We start from the raw sequence: 16,683 nt of genomic DNA, 5'->3' as shown, positions 1-16,683 counted from the left end.
GCTTATTTTTAGGAGAATGACTTATGAACTTTAATACAGAACTTATCCATGGCGGCAGCGAAGATCCCCAGACAGGTGCCGTTTCAATCCCAATTTACCGTGCTTCAACTTTTCATCAGCACAAGCTAAGTGCTGGCCCTAAATGGGAATATGGCCGCAGCGGCAATCCAACACGCGCTGCACTTGAATCATTGGCCGCACAAATCGAAGGCGGCACAGCTGCTTTTGCCTTTGCCTCCGGGTCAGCCGCTATCCATACGGTTTTCTCGCTCTTTTCGGCCGGTGACCATATCATTGTCGGAAATGATGTTTATGGCGGCACTTTTCGTTTGATTAATCAAGTTTTAAAACGCTTCGGACTGCTTTTCACAGTTGTTGACACGCGTGACTTGACTGCTGTTACTGATGCAATCCAGCCCAATACCAAAGCGATTTATTTAGAAACACCGACTAATCCCCTGTTAAATATCAGTGATATCAAGGCTCTTGCCCAAATCGCCAAAGCTCATGGCCTGAAAACGATTGTCGACAACACCTTTGCCACGCCTTATAATCAACAGCCTCTGGCATTAGGTGCAGATATTGTCGTCCATAGTGCCACGAAATATCTGGGCGGCCACAGCGATTTGATCGCCGGATTAGCAATTACAAATGACGAACAAATTGCCAAACAACTGGCCTTTTTGCAGAATTCCATCGGTGCTGTTCTGAGTCCTGACGACAGCTGGCTATTGCAGCGCGGTATCAAGACTTTAGGCGTCCGCATGCGGGCACATGAAGAAAATGCTCGGACGATATTCACTTACCTAAAAAGCAATGCAAAAGTAGCTAAAGTCTATTATCCCGGCGATCCAGATTCAGCCGGCTATGATATTGCTAAAAAACAAATGACTGGTTTTGGCGCCATGATTTCTTTTGAACTTAACAAAAGCCTCGACACTCAAAAATTTGTCGAGAGCTTAAAAATTATCGATCTGGCTGAAAGCCTTGGTGGTATCGAAAGCCTGATCGAAGTACCAGCTGTCATGACTCACGCAGCCATCCCCCGTGAAATCCGCATTCAAAACGGCATTCAGGACGAACTGATTCGTTTATCAGTCGGCTTAGAAGATATTGATGATCTGCTGGATGATTTAAAAGGAGCTTTTGACCAAATTTGAGCCACCTGAAAAATATAATTGAAGCGGCTGACATGATTCAAAAGCGCGATCCAGCTGCACATAGTATTTGGGAAGTACTTTTGACCTATCCTGGTTTTCATGCGCTAGCCTATCACCAGCTGGCCAATTTTCTCTATCACCGCCGGCATTTTTTGCTGGCTGTGATTATCGCGCATTGGGGCAAACGTACCACAGGCGTGGACATTCATCCAGGCGCCTCGATTGGCAAATTTTTGTTTATCGATCATGGAAATGGGGTCGTGATAGGTGAAACGGCGATCATCGGCAACCAAGTGACCATTTTGCATAACGTCACACTAGGATCACGCAAGGCCACAGACGGACGACGCCATCCAAAAATCGAGGATGGCGTTTTCATCGGTGCCGGTGCGCAAATTCTCGGTCCAGTCGTAATTGGCCAAAGAGCTAAAGTAGGCGCTGGTACAGTTGTCTTAAATGATGTCCCGGATGGTGCGACAGTTGTCGGCAATCCGGGACGGATTATCAATAAAAAAGCAAATATTAAAACCGTTTCTCTAAAATAGAAAAACGGTTTGTTAAACTTCTGGACAACAAAAAACGATATTATCAACAGTCGTGATTAATTCAGCATCACCCGAACGCTTCTCGCTGTATACCTGCCAATAGCTGTTGGTCCCAGGAATCAAACCTGGTGGCTCATACTGTTGGTAAGCTGATAATATCGCTGATCGGGTCACTGGAGATCCAATTCGCACGTGCATCAAACTTGCTGGTAAATCTAATTACCGTTTTATGATCTCGCTGTACCCTGATTAGATCATAACACCTTTTCTCGATAAAAGGAAGCGTTTTCATTTGAGACCTTATCTCTCGGCAAAAAAATGTTGTTATTCTCGCAGATACATGATAATCTATTGCTGAAATAAAGTATTTTTTATTTTTAATCCCTACCCAAAGTGCAAGTGCTTTATTTTAACTGCGAAAAGAGGTCGCGACTATGTCCACAGAATCCAAAGGAATCTTCAATTGGCTCTACATTCAGCTCTTTGCAAACTGGAAAAAATTTGAAGTTATTTATATCAGCTGTCTTATTTTATTGCAATTTGTCGTCTACGCCATTGCACCTGATTCAATCATCGGCATGATTTCAGGTGTTGCCGGCGTACTCTGCTTGATTTACGGCATGAAAGGCCGCAAAATCAATTTTATTTTCGGTCTGATCCAGTGTCTAGCGATGACTTATGTGGCTTGGATCAGCCACGCATACGGGTCATTTGCCATGGATATTGTATACGTTGTCTCACAGCCGATCGGCTGGTTTATGTGGGGCCACGATGAAGCGACGCATGCATTTTCCAAGAATGTGAGAAACGGTGTTTTCCTTGGTGCTTTTGTCGCTTGGGCCATCGGCTGGTGGGTCTTGTCATTGCTACACGGCCAACTTCCCTATCTGGACAGTATTAATTTTGTTGTCAGCATTATTGCCCAGACCCTGTATATCTTAAAATATAAGGAGAACTGGTCTCTTTGGATCGTTGTTAATTTTGCCAATATCATTTACTGGTCAATTCTCTCTATCCAAGTTGCCACAGGAGCCAGCAATATCGGCAATCTCGGTGCCGGCCTTTCACAGGTTGCACTGCAGGCGGCACTGCTGTTTAACAGTGTTTACGCGATTAAAGTCTGGGGCAGCGGCGAAGCTGATAACGAAGGTGGTACTGAAAAAGCGTAAAAATAAAAACCAAGTTCGCCGCTATTCGTTACGTTGTCGACTTGGCTTTTATTTTGTGTAAAATGTGATGTTCTGTGCCTTTAATCGTCTAAACAGGGTTAAAGGACTCAAATGCGGGCGATGAGAGTCGAACTCATACGGTATTTCTACCACAGGATCCTTAATCCTGCGCGTCTGCCAATTCCGCCACGTCCGCGAACAAAAACATTATACCTGAAAAAGACACGAACTGCTTGGAAAAGACGAATTTAAAGAAAATTCTCTTGAAATCCCGCCAAAGTTAAGCTAAAAACCGTTTCAGAAAACGTTTCCAATTAATTTTCGTCCAAAAAGACAAATTGAGTGTTAGACTAGTTTAAAATTTAGGTAGGAGGAAAATTATGATTGATTATCAAATTCGTGGTGAGAATATTAGCACAACAGAAGCAATTGAGAACTATATCAAGATGCGTTTGGAAAAACTGAATAACTACATTGATGCCAACAATAATCCGATTGCGCACGTCAATCTGCGTAAATACAACGAAAAGACTTTTAAAGTCGAAGTTACCATGCCGCTGCCTTTCTTGACCCTGCGTGCCGAGGAGACACAAAGTGATTTTTATAGTGCTGTCGACTTAGTTTCTGCCAAACTGCTGCGTCAAATTCGTAAGTTCAAAACGAGAGTCAATCGTAAATCTCGAGAAAAAGGTTTCAAGGGCATCGACTTCAATGAGCAGGTAGATCCTTTGGTTCCTGAAGAAGCTGAGGATAAGAAGCTGGAAGTTATCCGCCGCAAGACTTTGTCGCTGAAGCCGATGGATCTTGAAGAAGCAGCCCTCCAGATGGAAATGCTGGATCACGACTTCTTCCTCTTCTTAAATGCCGATACAAATCAGCTTGATATCATCTATAAAAGAGATGACGGCAAGTATGGTTTGATTGAGACAGAAAACGTTGAAAGCTCCAAGTAATATAGATACAAAAAACCAGCCTTTTGGAGCTGGTTTTTATTTAGCATGATATTCGGAAACTAGCATGAGGCGGCTGCCGTCAATTCCGCAACGCATACGTCTGATATCGACTTTACGGCTGCGCTTGAATTCATGATGCTGTGTGCCCTGGCAGCGATACAAATAGGCTGATTTATGTACAGACACCAAGGGCGAGTATTTTGGCGCCGCGACTTTGACTAATAAACGCTGAAAATCACGGTCATTTTCATGATGCAGGCCCTTCTGGAGATAAATCATGTAATGTGCCAGTTCATGTTTAATGATGCCGGGAAGCTGTTCATTAGATAATTTTGGATTAACTTCCATGTAAATCTCTGTTTCTAAAATACGCGATCCGCGCCTTGGAAACACGACTCGGCCGCCCGTCGAGCGCAATCGGGAATTGAAACGTACTTGATGCTGAAATGGCATTTTAAAATATGTAAGCGAAAGGCGCTCTACGAGCGCCTGCAAGTCTATCTGATTAATTTCTGTCAAAATTAACGCCTAAGTCCCGGAGCCGTCAAAATGCGAGTCATCGTGTGATTGATCTTGGCCATAAAATGTTCTTGGTCTTCTTCTGATTTTGAAAACTCGGCCATAGCCACTTGCTGCTTGTCCGGATCCAAAGACTCAGCCATTTCTTGTGTCGAAAGAACATAATCATGAAAATAACCGACGAGATTTGTTTTCATACCCAATAACTGAACCGGAACCTGCAGGTTCTCTAAAACGAGAGCCTCTTTTTCATAGGCTTCACTCGCATCATAAAAATCAGCCGCAATTTCTTTAAAATCAGCATCAGGCATCTCAGCCAATTTATGATCGTCCAAAGCGGCTTTCAATTTAATATAAGATGGATTAACTTTTTCGTTAATCTGATCGACCCGGTTTAAAAACTCTTGTAACTGATAGGCAAATTGTTGTGTTTTAACTGGTTTCATCTTTTATATCTTCTTAAAAAACTTTCGCTGGCACAATTTGACAATTTCCACGACCACGATGATCGAGAAGGAAGCGGCCAGAACAATCGACCATTGGTGCAAATTCAGGTCGGATACATGGAAAATACCATTCAGGCCTGGCACCAGCACCACAATCGCCATTGATAACAAACTGATTAAGATAGCACCATTGAAATATTTATTCTTAAATGGGCCGACCCTTAAAATCGACTGATAAACTGATTTAACGTTAAAGGCATTGACTAATTGCATTAGGCCCAGCGTCATAAATGACATGGTCAAAGCATCGCGGTGAATCAACATCTGGCTTCCCGGATGATCAGGAAAAGCAATGGCCAAAGCGTAGACGCTTAGCACGGTCAGGGACTGGATGATTCCTTGCCAGACAATCGCCGGCCCGACACCATCTGATAAGAAACTAGATGATTTACCGCGTGGCGGGCGCTGCATAATGCCAGGTTCAGTCGGTTCCAAACCCAAAGCAATCGCTGGGAAAGTATCTGTCACCAAATTAATCCACAGAATCATGACGGGCACGAACAAATTCCAGCCCATAATCGTCATAACAAACAGGGTCATAACCTCTGCCAAATTAGATGATAACAAATACTGGAGTGCTTTTTGAATATTCGCAAATACAGTACGGCCCTCTTTAACAGCATTAACGATAGTGGCGAAATTATCATCCGCCAAGACCATATCGGAAGCACCTTTGGAAACTTCGGTTCCCGTAATACCCATGGCAACACCGATATCAGCCGTTTTCAAAGCCGGTGCATCATTGACACCATCCCCGGTCATCGCAACGATCTTGTCGCGTTTTTGCCATGCATGGACGATTCTAACCTTGTGTTCCGGTGCAACACGCGCATAGACACTGTACTGTGTCACGCGGTCATTGAAATCCTCATCAGATATTTTATCCAGTTCGGCACCCGTAATAACAGCCTGTGGTCCCTGCTCTTTAGTTAAAATGCCCAAACGAGTCGCAATCGCAGCCGCCGTATCACGATGGTCACCCGTAATCATGATTGGCCGGATTCCTGCCTGTCGTGCTTCTTTAACAGCTTGTGCGACTTCCGGACGTTCCGGATCAATCATGGCTACAAACCCTGCAAAGACGAGGTTCTGCTCAACAAGTTTGCTGGTCATTTTACCCGGCACTTCATCGCTATTTTGAAAGGCGAATGCCAGAACACGTAGTGCCTGCTGAGCCAATTCATGGTTAATTTCCAATAGCTGCTGGCGATTCTCTTCAGTCAGAGGCTGAATTTTACCCTTAATCTCAATTTGAGATGTCCGTCGCAGCAATTCATCCGGCGCACCTTTCACGGTAATCAGATACTTGCCATGATGTTTGTTGACAGTCGTCATGAGCTTGCGTTCCGAATCAAACGGAATCTCTGCCACACGGCCCATTCTGTCAAAAAGACTATCCAGATCCTGGTTTTGTTTCTCATTAAAGGTAATCAAAGCCGTCTCGGTTGGATCGCCAATCAGGCCCTCTTCTGTACGCTTCGTATCGTTATTCAAAGCCATCACAACAGCTAGACGTTCGGCTGTTGCATCCCCTTCGATGCTTCGCTCAGCATCATAGACTTGATTGTCTACGACATACTTTTCGACGGTCATCTTGTTTTGAGTCAGGGTACCAGTCTTATCAGATCCGATTATCTGCGTGGAACCCAGTGTCTCAACAGCTGCTAAACGGCGCATCAAGGCATTTTTCTTGGCCAAACGTCCCGTGCCTAATGCCAGCGTAATCGTCACAATCGCCGGCAGGCCTTCTGGAATAGCTGCGACAGCAATACTGATCGCTGTCAACAGCATGTTGATGAAGTTCTCGGCACCTTTTAACATGCCGATGACAAACACAATCAGCGAAATCACAAGAATCAGGTAAGTCAGCGTTTTTCCCAACTGCTTTAAATTCATTTGTAAAGGCGTTGCCGTCTCTTCGGTCTGCTCCAGCATATTAGCAATGTGGCCGACCTCAGTCTGCATCCCTGTTGCGACCACAATACCAGTCGCACGGCCATAAGTCGCATTTGTATTCATAAAGGCCATGTTATGCCGGTCGCCAAGACCCGGATTTTTAGCCCGCAAGACACCGGCACTTTTCTCAACTGCGACTGATTCACCGGTTAGAGCGGCTTCTTCAATCTTGAGCGAGCTGACATCTATCAGTCGCAGATCGGCCGGGATAATATCACCAGCTTCCAAAAGCACAATATCTCCGACCACCAGATCGGTTGCCGGCACAGAAAGCACTTTGCCATCACGCAGGACATTGGCATTGGGAGTCGACATTTGTTTTAAAGCTTCAATCGCATCTTCTGCTTTGGATTCCTGAAAAACGCCGAAAATCGCATTCAGGACAACAACCAGCAAAATAAAGATCGCATCAACGACCTCGCCGGTAAGTGCTGCAACAACGGCCGCAACAGCCAGAATAGCAATCATAAAATCCTTGAACTGGTTAATGAATTTCTGCAGCAGCGTTGTCCGCTTTGCCTCATTTAACGCATTATGGCCGTATTTAGCCAAGAGATCAGCCGCAGCCGCAGCCGTCAAACCTTGATTTTTATCAGACGATAAAAGCTTGATAACGTCTTTGGCGGGCTGATCGTAAAATTTATTTTCAGACAAAATAAAAGACTCCTCTAATTATTATTAAAATGAGTCTCACTGATTAAGGGTCGCCAGAGTTATTCGCTCGTGCAACTTGGTTTTCCCGCAGATCAAATGAAACATACGACCGCCGTTACTCCCTCATTTAATAACTTAATTATACAGAAGAAAAAAATAAAGCGTTTTAAACCACTATTAATAGTTCTGGCAGCATGAATCAGACCTGTTTTTCATAAAAATTGCCAAAAGTATGATCTACTTTCCACATGGATGCAAAAGCCTTCGGATCGGCCTGTTTGATGGCCAAATGAAGTTCGTAACGCTCCTCTAATGTGATAACTGTGAAAATGACGTGCTTGGAATCGTGCAGATAGCCGCCTTGAGCATCGTCAACCACTGTAATGCCGCGCCGCAAACGAGATTGAATCGCTTCAATCATTTTGTCTTTACTGTTAGTCACGATCATGACCTGCATCTGCTGCTGCTGTGTATAAACAATTGTGGTAATCCAGGCAGAAATGACGATACCGATAATGGAATAAAAAGCATGACTCCAGCCATGCTGAAAACCAGATCCCAGCATGACAAAGGAATTAAAGGCGACATTAATCGGAAACACTTTAATATTCCAAAAACGTTTGCTGATAATTTCCAGCGCATCCAAGCCGCCGGTGGCGACACCGTTTTTTAAAGCAAATCCCGTGGCGAAACCATTGATGGCTCCGCCAAAAACAGCGCACATCAGAGGATCTGAAATCAAAGGTTTTGCCGGCGGTATGATAATCGCAATAAAGATTGAAGAACAGGCAATTGCCGAAATTTCAAAAAACGCTAAACGACGACTAATCAAAATAATCGCCAGAAACACCATCGGCAGATTAATCAGTAAAATAATCAGCGGCAGATAACTGCTGGCGAAAAAAAAGCCAACCAGCTGGCCAAGGCCATTAAAGCCGCCGGAATAAATGTTCCCTGGTTTCCAGAAAAAATTCATCGCAACAGCAACGAGGACACCATACAGAATCGCAGCACCGCCACGGGCTGCGATCGCATGTTTTGATAAGTAGTTTCTCAGCTGATCCATCGAATTAAATTATAAACCAGTTACTTAATCGCCCAGTGATTTATCGGCCCAAATTGATGGCCAACAGCGATTTGATTGCTGATCGCCTCATAGGTAGCCGTTTTGGCAATCGCGATTGCATCTCTCACAGATTTATTTTTCGCAATTTCTGCTGTGATAATCGCCGAAAAGGTGTCGCCAGTCCCATTGATATGTGTGGTGTCGACATATTTTTCAGATAGTAGATAATGGCTGCCATCAGCTAAAAGGACATAATCAGAAACAGTCTCCTGATCGCCTTGATAGACATGCGATCCCTTTATAACAACGTTTTTAACACCAAGTTTTTGAATTTGAGCAGCCGCTTTAGCAACGTCTGCCTGGTCTTGAAACTCAAAATCAACAATGACTTGGGCTTCTGAATAATTCGGCGTCGCTACCAACGCTAAGGGAAGCAATTTTTCCCTTAATGTATTAATCGCAGCGTCTTCGAGAAGCTTTGCACCGTGCTTAGTCGTGATTACCGGATCGACAATCAAAGGACCGAAATGATAACACTGATAATTTTCCACGATATTTTTAATCAAGCTGCTATCTGAGAGCATGCCTGTTTTAGCAGCTTTAATCTGAAAATCTTCAGCTAATGCCTTGAATTCAGCATCAATAAAATCAAGAGGAAAACTATGGCTGGCATGGATACCATAAGAATTTCCTGCTACAGCCGCAATTAAAACCGAACTGCCATAGACATGCCGAGAAAAAAGGCATGCAGATCTGCCTGCGCACCTGCTGATCCATCGGAATCCGAGCCGGCAATCGTCAAAGCTTGTGGGAATGAATTAGTAATCATTAATATCTCCTCGTGGGTGTGGTAAACAAAGCAAATACTTATTTAGAAATGATTTCCGCCGGTTAGCTCCAAATAGCTCATGGCACAAGCTGCAACAAGTGCAGCCAGAATATCGTCAATATAGACATTGACGGAATCAGTTTTATCATTCAAAACACCGATCAGGCCGGGTTTTTCATTATCCAGCCAGCCATAATGAACCGTTGCAGCGGCACCAAACTGGCTAGCCAGTCCGATCGCTAAAATTTCATCAACATTATGCCCATTGGCATCCCTGGCCAGACGTGCTTTAAGCGGATTGTCGTCGGGCATCGTTTCGGCAGACTCGTCCATAAATAAGGCTGTTAAAATAATGTCATTAACTTCGTCGCGCTTTAAAACCATCGACAGAGCCTCTTCCAGCCGTTTGCCATCGGCAGCAAAATGATAATGGGTTTGCAAAAATTCAGTCGTCAGCGTCGTGACGTCAGATAATGCGACGCCTCTTTTTGATAACTCTTTGATACTCGCTTGAGCTAATTTTGAATAAGAAATCATACTTAAATCATAATCCTTTTGGAGGTATCGTTTTGGCTATCAAACGGCCGATGTTTTCAGCCGTCCGAGATAAGTTGCTGGCCGCTTTCTCAATTGCCTCCGGCAAAGTTTGAACACCTGGTAAAATGCTGAAAACGGCATCAATACCGAGTTTATATAATGGATCAATTCCTTGACCGACGTGGCCAGCTAAAGCAATGATCGTTGTCTGCGGTGAAACGGCCTTGGCTGCTTGAGCAACGCCAATCGGCGTCTTGCCGTATTGTGTCTGAAAATCAATTGAGCCTTCACCTGTAATGACCAGGTCTGCGTTTTCAACACGTTTTTTAAAATCAGTTGTCTCAACAACAATTTCAATACCCTTGGCCATGCTAGCATTTGTAAAAGCCAGCAATCCAGCCCCTAAGCCGCCAGCCGCTCCGGCTCCGGGATAAGCAGCCAGGTCTTTGCCTAAATCACGCTGGACAACAGCTGCGTAATGACGTAAATTTTTATCCAAAAGATGTACCATCTGTGGATTTGCGCCCTTTTGCGGACCAAAAACAAATGCCGATCCATTCGGGCCGACTAAAGGGTTGGTCACATCTGAGGCGATACGAATATGCGTGGCCGATACCAAAGGGTCAATCTGGCGAACATCAATATGGTCCAGCTCGCCCAAGCCGCCTCCCCCAAGATGAATTTCTTGATTCTGTTTATTTAAGAAACGAACGCCTAAAGCTGCGGCCATTCCTTGACCACCATCTGTCGTCGCACTGCCTCCAATCCCAATAATCAGTTGGCGAGCACCACGATGCATGGCGTCCAGCATGAGCTGGCCAGTGCCGTAGCTGCTGGCCGCCAAAGGGTCGGTTTGATTTTCTCGAATAAATTGGATACCGCTGGCTGCAGACATTTCAATGACGGCCGTTTTGCCATGGTCAATCAAACCATACCGAGCTGACACAGTTTCTCCAAAGGGATTCAAAACATCGACATTTTGAAAAATCCCTCCTTTTGCATCAACTAATGACTGGACCGTCCCTTCACCACCGTCAGCCATCGGAATCAACTCATAGTCGGCTTGGGGCAATGCCTGAAGTAGGCCAGTATGAATGGATTCTGCTGCTTGTTTGGCTGTTAAACTGCCTTTAAAAGAATCCGGTGCAATCACAATTTTCATAAACGCTCCTTAGCAAAAAAGCGATCTTAGTTCAAAGGTTCTGGATCGCCGCACCATTTACTCATCTAATTTACCGCAGTTCCCCCGGAGCCGGATAGGATGTGGGCACAAAAAAGGCATTAAATAAAATTAATGCCTTTTGCACTTATCAAACAAGTGCTACTTTTGCCGTGCGATTACGAATGTGTGCTTGAGCAGCAGCCATACGAGCTACCGGCACACGATAAGGCGAGCATGAAACATAGCTGACACCAATCTTTTCAAAGAAATCAATTGATGCCGCATCCCCGCCAACTTCGCCACAGACGCCGATATCTAAATTCGGTTTAGTCCGACGGCCTTTATCGATGGCGATTTTCATTAATTGGCCAACACCTTGTGTGTCGACTGTTTGGAAAGGATCTGCCGGAAGTATGCCTTTTTTCAGATAATCAGGCATAAAAGAGGCAACGTCATCACGCGAGAAAGCCAATGTTAATTGAGTCAAATCATTGGTGCCAAAACTGAAGAAATCCGATACCTCTGCGATCTCGTCAGCAACCACACAAGCACGCGGTGTCTCGATCATCGTCCCGACAGTATAAGTCATCGATAGTTTGTGTTTGGCCATCGTTTCCTCGATTTTATCAACCACTAACCGGCGGACCCAACCCATCTCAGCTTTAGAATTCGTCAATGGAATCATAATATGCGGATTCACATTGACCCCCTGGTCATGCAAACGCAGGACAGCGTTCATAATCGCCTGAACCTGCATTTCGTAAATATCTGGGAAAGTCACGGCTAAGCGATCGCCTCGATGCCCCAGCATCGGATTGGACTCCTTTAATGATTCAATGCGGGCGCGCAGTTTCTCGACGGAAAGACCAGTTTGCTGAGAAACAGCCGCAATTTCTTTTTCATCATGCGGCAAAAATTCATGCAAAGGCGGATCCAATAATCTGATTGTGACTTCTTTTCCGGCCGCCAATCGGTAAATTTCGTAAAAATCGCCTTGCTGCATAGCTAGAAGTTTTGATAAAGGATCTTGGCGGTCAATTTTGTTCTCCGCTAAAATCAAGCGGCGCATCTGCAGCAGGCGTTCGGACTTGAAAAACATATGCTCCGTACGAGTCAATCCAATGCCATCAGCACCAAAATCAAGTGCTTTTTGGAAATCTTTTGGTGTATCTGCATTCGTATAAACACCCATTCGAGCTGTCTGTTTGGCCCAATCGAGAAGCTGAGATAATTCACCTCGGATCACGGCATCGCGGCTTTTAATCTGGCCTAGATATAGATTGCCGCTGCTGCCATCAACCGAAATCCAATCACCTTCATGAATCACTTGGCCTTTGACGCTAGCTGTTTTGCTATCATAATCAACCTCTAAGTCGTGTGCCCCGACAACGCCTGTCGAAGCCATACCGCGCGCAACAACTGCTGCATGTGAGGTCATGCCACCGCGAGATGTCACAATTGCCTGGCTGGCGATCATCCCTTCGATATCCTCTGGTGATGTATCCGAGCGTACCAAAACGACTTTAATACCTTGATCACTGGCTTTTTTAGCATCTGCAGAGGTGAAATAGACCTGCCCTGTCGCTGCGCCCGGTGAAGCCGGCAAACCGTTTGTAAGCACTTGGTGTTTTTTTAGATCCTCCGGGTCAAACTCCGGATGCAGCATTTTGGCAATTGATTCGGCCTCAACACTTAAAATGGCGTCCTCTTTTGTCAATAAGCCTTCCTGAACCATATCAACAGCAATTCTAACCGCGGCTGTCGGCGTACGTTTCCCGCTTCGCGTCTGGAGCAGATACATTTTGCCTTGTTCAATCGTAAATTCCATATCCTGCATATCTCGGTAATGCGCCTCGATTTTTTGAGCCGTATCCAAGAGCTGTGCATATAAAACCGGCATCGATACCTGTAGTACACTCACAGGCTGTGGCGTCCGAATGCCTGCAACAACATCCTCGCCCTGCGCATTGATTAAATATTCACCAAATAAACCAGCTTCCCCAGTCGATGGGTTACGCGTAAAGGCGACACCCGTTCCGGAATCCTGCCCAAAATTGCCAAAAACCATTTCCTGGATATTGACTGCTGTCCCTAACGCCTCTGAAATATGGTTCTCTTGACGATAAATTTGGGCACGATGGTTGTTCCAGGAATCAAAAACTGCATTAACCGCTGCCAAAAGCTGTTCTTTGGGATCTTGAGGGAATTCCCCCTGGTCGGAATCAGCATAGATTTCCTTAAAACGACTCACGATTTCTTTAAGATCATCAATGGTCAGATCCAAATCGGAATCATAGTTCTTAGCTTTCTTGATATCTGTCAGAATTTGATCGAAAGCTGTTTCCGGCAGACCAAAAACTACGTTGCCAAACATGGCAAGCAAACGACGATAGCTATCGTAGGCAAATCTTTCATTGCCAGTTAATCGAGCCAGTATACTAACGCTCTCGTCATTGAGGCCAATATTCAAAATCGTGTCCATCATGCCGGGCATGGAAATGGCAGCACCAGATCGAACTGACACGAGCAGCGGGTCTTTGGCTGCACCAAATTTTTTGCCCGTAACTGTGCTCAGGCTGTCTAAAGCTTGGTCTAATTCCTGCAGCAGTTCAGCACTGAGATTATGCCGCAACTGATACTCATGGCAAGCTTCAGTCGTAATCGTAAAGCCGTGTGGTACAGGAAGTCCCATCCGTGTCATTTCAGCGAGATTTGCACCTTTTCCACCCAACAGATTAGACATTTGGCTGCTGCCTTCTGAAAAGTTATATATTTGTTTGGTCATATATGCACCCTTTCGGAACAAATAATACGTCTTATTTGTTCGATATATAATTTATAATATATTCAATCAAATTGCAAGCGCTTACAAAGATGTTTAAAATAAAAACCGTACTTCATGCACGGAATTTTTACATGTCTATGAATTTTGCAGGGCCGATTCAATAAAATGCTGAAAAATACGATTTTTCGTAATTTTGCCAATCACGTGGCGCGGTGCTTGTTTGTCTACCACGGGAAGCGAATCAACTTGGTGCAGCAGCAGCAAACGCCCGGCTTCAAGAATCGGCATATCAGCTGTCGCGGTAATTAAATTAGGCATTCTGGTCATCACCATACTAGCTGTCATAGATTGAACACGGCTATTATCTAGACTGGCACGCAGCAAATCTTTACGTGAAATCAGGCCAACTAAGTTTTCCTGATCATCAAGAACGTAGAGTGATCCGACATCATTTAAAAATAACTGGCCCACGGCATCTTGTAAGGTATCGTTAACCTTTATCTCGGTTGTCGGCAATAAAATCGCTGCAATTGTCTGATGATACAGATGTTCATAATCAAGATTTATCAATTGACCGCCCTGATACTCGTAACCCACTTTAGGACGCGCTTTAAGCAGACTAATGCCAGTCAGAAAACGTAAATCCGGACGAATTGTCGGTAGGCTAAGTTTTAGATCCTCAGCGATTCTCTCCCCAGTTAAGGGACTGCGTTTTTTGAGTATCCTCACAATTTCCCGTTGCCGCAATGTTAAATCCATGCTTAAACCCCACCGATCCAATTATTTTAATGCTACTATACCAAAAACCAGATTCATCCATACACATTAGTTATAGCATGAGCCCACTTTTAATCGCGCAAACCTCTTCATAGACATGGCTGTTTTTAATTTATAGAACATCATGAACCGTCGCGACACCGACCACATTTTCATCATCATCGACAACAACTAAGTTGGAAATACCATAATTCGCCATTAACTGCCAGGCAGCTTTATTACGCTTATCCTGATTAATGCTGATAAAACCTTTCGTCATATAGTCAGAAGCCACGGACTTTTTAACCGAATTAACGGAAAGAAATTTTTTTCGAATGTCGCCATCAGTCACAATACCAATCGCCTTCCCAGTGATTTTGTCCTTAACCAAAGTCATCCCGATACCAAAATCACTAATTTGATAAATAACTTCATTGATCGGCGTATCTTCATCAACATATGGTACTTTGCTATGCATTGCCTGCTTTACCCGCTGCAATAATAAGCGGCCAATCGTGCCACCCGGATGGTATAACGCAAATTTATTGCGGGTAAAATCCTGGCGATTTTCCAAAGCCACCAGTAAAGCGTCACCAAAGACCAATGTAGCTGTAGTCGAAGACGTTGGTGCAAGTCCCGTCGTATCAGCCTCTTTAGCAACGCCAACATCAAAAGAAAGGTCTGTATTGGTTGCTAAAGTCGACTTCAAATTGCCAGTCAGAGAAACAGTCTTTAAGCCTTCCGGAAAGATTAATTGCAAAGAAAACAAAGTCTGAAGCACTTCTTGTGTTTCTCCGCTATTGGAAACGAAAATCAATAAATCATCAGACGAAATTCGCCCCAAATCACCATGATAAGCTGTGCCTGCGTCCACCGTAAAACTATGAATAGAGACAGATGATAGAGATGCTGAAATTTTCTCAGCAATGATTTGGGACTTGCCAATTCCAACGAAAACGATGCGGCCACTGGTTCGACCAACTAAATTAACTAATTGATCAAATTTTTCGTCCAAACGATCAGCTACTTTTGCCAATTCCTCAGATTCCTGGGAAAACACCTCTCGCGCAATCTCATAATAAGCCATTAGCAGCCATCTCCTCGGCATCCTTGCGATGTTCTTGAAAAATATGATTGGCGTTTTCTAAAATCGGTGTGATCTTACTCAAGTAAATTTGATTATCAGCATCAGAAATAGCCTCGGGCGGGTTTGGATGCACTTCTGCAAAAATACCAGCCACACCAATTTCTAAGGCTGCCCGCATCAAGGGAAACGCATAATCTCTGTTGCCACCTGAATGGCCGCCATACCCACCAGGAACCTGAACGGAATGCGTCGCATCAAAAATAATAGGAAATCCAGCTTTTCTCATTTCGATTAATCCAGTCATATCAACAATGAGACGATGATAACCAAAACTACTGCCACGTTCTGTCAATAGAATCTTGGACGTGTAATCCGTAATTTTCCGTGTAGCTGGGATCAAATCCTCAGGCGCCATGAACTGGCCCTTCTTGATATTGACAACTTTACCAGTTTTCGCAGCTGCAACTAGCAAGTCGGTCTGTCTACTAAGGAAAGCAGGAATCTGAAGAACATCAGCAACTTGGCTAACAGGCTCGCATTGATACGACTCGTGAACATCAGTCACAATTGGAACACGATAATCATGTTTGATCCGATTTAAAATAGCTAAGCCTCTTTCCAATCCTTGACCTCGGTCCGATTCTACAGAACTACGATTCGCTTTATCAAAAGATGATTTAAAAACATAGTTAATATGTAATCGTTCGCACACTTCTTTAAGTGTATCCGCCACTTCGGCACAAGTTTCATAGGACTCAATCGCACAAGGTCCAGCCAATAGTGTTAATTGAGAATCCTTAAAAGCGAATTCTTTAAAAATATTAGAAATTTTCTCCATTGCAGCGCCTCCTCGGGCAAACAAAATTGCAAAAAAAATTTAGTTCATTTTAAAGCAATAAAACCCATGCACAGCAATAACTATACAAAAGATAGATTAAATGAAAATTTCCCCTCTTTTGTCAGCCTTGCTGACAAGGAGCCGCGGAAAAATAAAAGCAG

The 16,683-nt window shown here is 44.3% G+C and carries 14 protein-coding genes, 1 tRNA gene and 1 pseudogene; 4 read left to right on the top strand and 12 right to left on the bottom strand.

The genetic code is table 11. From position 1 onward, the window contains the following. The first annotated feature begins 23 nt into the window (after nucleotides 1-23). The 3 genes from ABF487_RS07520 (at nucleotide 24) to pnuC (ending at nucleotide 2,874) form a co-directional block, all read left to right on the top strand. Entirely contained in the window at nucleotides 24-1,160 is a 1,137-nt protein-coding gene (locus ABF487_RS07520) for a trans-sulfuration enzyme family protein (protein ID WP_415633216.1), read from the top strand. A gap of 32 nt (nucleotides 1,161-1,192) precedes the next feature. Next, complete coding sequence (cysE, locus tag ABF487_RS07515) at nucleotides 1,193-1,705, top strand: serine O-acetyltransferase (RefSeq protein ID WP_415633217.1); 513 nt, start codon at nucleotides 1,193-1,195, stop codon at nucleotides 1,703-1,705. Between the two features lie 434 nt (nucleotides 1,706-2,139). Further along, nucleotides 2,140-2,874, top strand: coding sequence for a nicotinamide riboside transporter PnuC (gene pnuC / locus ABF487_RS07510; RefSeq protein ID WP_415626080.1), 735 nt, complete (start codon nucleotides 2,140-2,142; stop codon nucleotides 2,872-2,874). A gap of 112 nt (nucleotides 2,875-2,986) precedes the next feature. Here pnuC and ABF487_RS07505 read toward each other — a convergent pair. Beyond that, nucleotides 2,987-3,070: transfer RNA gene (locus ABF487_RS07505), tRNA-Leu, on the bottom strand. 184 nt (nucleotides 3,071-3,254) lie between these two features. On the opposite strand from ABF487_RS07505, the gene hpf reads away from it, so the two are divergent. Beyond that, complete coding sequence (hpf, locus tag ABF487_RS07500; protein ID WP_007745980.1) at nucleotides 3,255-3,827, top strand: ribosome hibernation-promoting factor, HPF/YfiA family; 573 nt, start codon at nucleotides 3,255-3,257, stop codon at nucleotides 3,825-3,827. A gap of 36 nt (nucleotides 3,828-3,863) precedes the next feature. Here the strand turns inward: hpf and ABF487_RS07495 are convergent, their stop codons facing one another. From ABF487_RS07495 to kdsA, 11 genes and pseudogenes are all read right to left on the bottom strand, one after another. Next, a complete protein-coding gene (locus tag ABF487_RS07495; RefSeq protein ID WP_415634938.1) occupies nucleotides 3,864-4,346 on the bottom strand; it encodes a SprT family protein in 483 nt (160 codons plus the stop codon). A gap of 2 nt (nucleotides 4,347-4,348) precedes the next feature. Beyond that, the gene (locus ABF487_RS07490; protein WP_263779246.1) at nucleotides 4,349-4,792 is read right to left on the bottom strand and encodes a hypothetical protein; all 444 of its coding nucleotides are present in this window, start codon (nucleotides 4,790-4,792) and stop codon (nucleotides 4,349-4,351) included. Nucleotides 4,793-4,795: 3 nt separating this feature from the next. Further along, entirely contained in the window at nucleotides 4,796-7,462 is a 2,667-nt protein-coding gene (locus tag ABF487_RS07485; RefSeq protein ID WP_415634937.1) for a cation-translocating P-type ATPase, read from the bottom strand. Between the two features lie 199 nt (nucleotides 7,463-7,661). After that, nucleotides 7,662-8,528, bottom strand: coding sequence for a YitT family protein (locus tag ABF487_RS07480; RefSeq protein WP_415634936.1), 867 nt, complete (start codon nucleotides 8,526-8,528; stop codon nucleotides 7,662-7,664). 20 nt (nucleotides 8,529-8,548) lie between these two features. Continuing rightward, a pseudogene (thiD, locus tag ABF487_RS07475) lies at nucleotides 8,549-9,357 on the bottom strand (bifunctional hydroxymethylpyrimidine kinase/phosphomethylpyrimidine kinase). 42 nt (nucleotides 9,358-9,399) lie between these two features. Further along, nucleotides 9,400-9,894 (bottom strand): phosphatidylglycerophosphatase A, encoded by a 495-nt coding sequence (locus tag ABF487_RS07470; RefSeq protein ID WP_415634935.1) that lies wholly within the window; start codon nucleotides 9,892-9,894, stop codon nucleotides 9,400-9,402. A gap of 7 nt (nucleotides 9,895-9,901) precedes the next feature. Further along, nucleotides 9,902-11,056 (bottom strand): glycerate kinase, encoded by a 1,155-nt coding sequence (locus ABF487_RS07465; RefSeq protein ID WP_415634934.1) that lies wholly within the window; start codon nucleotides 11,054-11,056, stop codon nucleotides 9,902-9,904. 148 nt (nucleotides 11,057-11,204) lie between these two features. After that, nucleotides 11,205-13,841: a pyruvate, phosphate dikinase gene (ppdK, locus tag ABF487_RS07460; protein ID WP_415634933.1), complete on the bottom strand. Its 2,637-nt coding sequence runs from the start codon at nucleotides 13,839-13,841 to the stop codon at nucleotides 11,205-11,207. A 135-nt stretch (nucleotides 13,842-13,976) separates the two neighbouring features. Then, nucleotides 13,977-14,600: a helix-turn-helix transcriptional regulator gene (locus tag ABF487_RS07455; RefSeq protein ID WP_415626071.1), complete on the bottom strand. Its 624-nt coding sequence runs from the start codon at nucleotides 14,598-14,600 to the stop codon at nucleotides 13,977-13,979. A gap of 130 nt (nucleotides 14,601-14,730) precedes the next feature. Next, nucleotides 14,731-15,684, bottom strand: coding sequence for a KpsF/GutQ family sugar-phosphate isomerase (locus tag ABF487_RS07450; protein ID WP_263779254.1), 954 nt, complete (start codon nucleotides 15,682-15,684; stop codon nucleotides 14,731-14,733). Beyond that, the gene (gene kdsA, locus ABF487_RS07445; protein ID WP_415633223.1) at nucleotides 15,671-16,522 is read right to left on the bottom strand and encodes a 3-deoxy-8-phosphooctulonate synthase; all 852 of its coding nucleotides are present in this window, start codon (nucleotides 16,520-16,522) and stop codon (nucleotides 15,671-15,673) included. The genes ABF487_RS07450 and kdsA overlap by 14 nt, the downstream gene beginning before the upstream one ends. Nucleotides 16,523-16,683: the final 161 nt, after the last annotated feature.

The sequence above is a fragment of the Oenococcus sp. genome (assembly GCF_047725585.1).
GTDB classification, from domain to species: Bacteria; Bacillota; Bacilli; order Lactobacillales; family Lactobacillaceae; genus Oenococcus; species Oenococcus kitaharae_A.
The sequence above is the reverse complement of the archived record's forward strand: the minus strand, read 5'-3'. Positions and strand labels throughout refer to the sequence as shown.

What these genes read in the sequence shown, in the direction of transcription:
- hpf (WP_007745980.1), top strand. Translation starts at nt 3,255, where the DNA reads ATGATTGATTATCAAATTCGTGGTGAGAATATTAGCACAACAGAAGCA.
- pnuC (WP_415626080.1), top strand. Translation starts at nt 2,140, where the DNA reads ATGTCCACAGAATCCAAAGGAATCTTCAATTGGCTCTACATTCAGCTC.
- ABF487_RS07455 (WP_415626071.1), bottom strand. Translation starts at nt 14,600, where the DNA reads ATGGATTTAACATTGCGGCAACGGGAAATTGTGAGGATACTCAAAAAA.
- ABF487_RS07520 (WP_415633216.1), top strand. Translation starts at nt 24, where the DNA reads ATGAACTTTAATACAGAACTTATCCATGGCGGCAGCGAAGATCCCCAG.
- ABF487_RS07450 (WP_263779254.1), bottom strand. Translation starts at nt 15,684, where the DNA reads ATGGCTTATTATGAGATTGCGCGAGAGGTGTTTTCCCAGGAATCTGAG.
- kdsA (WP_415633223.1), bottom strand. Translation starts at nt 16,522, where the DNA reads ATGGAGAAAATTTCTAATATTTTTAAAGAATTCGCTTTTAAGGATTCT.
- ppdK (WP_415634933.1), bottom strand. Translation starts at nt 13,841, where the DNA reads ATGACCAAACAAATATATAACTTTTCAGAAGGCAGCAGCCAAATGTCT.
- ABF487_RS07465 (WP_415634934.1), bottom strand. Translation starts at nt 11,056, where the DNA reads ATGAAAATTGTGATTGCACCGGATTCTTTTAAAGGCAGTTTAACAGCC.
- ABF487_RS07480 (WP_415634936.1), bottom strand. Translation starts at nt 8,528, where the DNA reads ATGGATCAGCTGAGAAACTACTTATCAAAACATGCGATCGCAGCCCGT.
- ABF487_RS07490 (WP_263779246.1), bottom strand. Translation starts at nt 4,792, where the DNA reads ATGAAACCAGTTAAAACACAACAATTTGCCTATCAGTTACAAGAGTTT.
- cysE (WP_415633217.1), top strand. Translation starts at nt 1,193, where the DNA reads ATGATTCAAAAGCGCGATCCAGCTGCACATAGTATTTGGGAAGTACTT.
- ABF487_RS07470 (WP_415634935.1), bottom strand. Translation starts at nt 9,894, where the DNA reads ATGATTTCTTATTCAAAATTAGCTCAAGCGAGTATCAAAGAGTTATCA.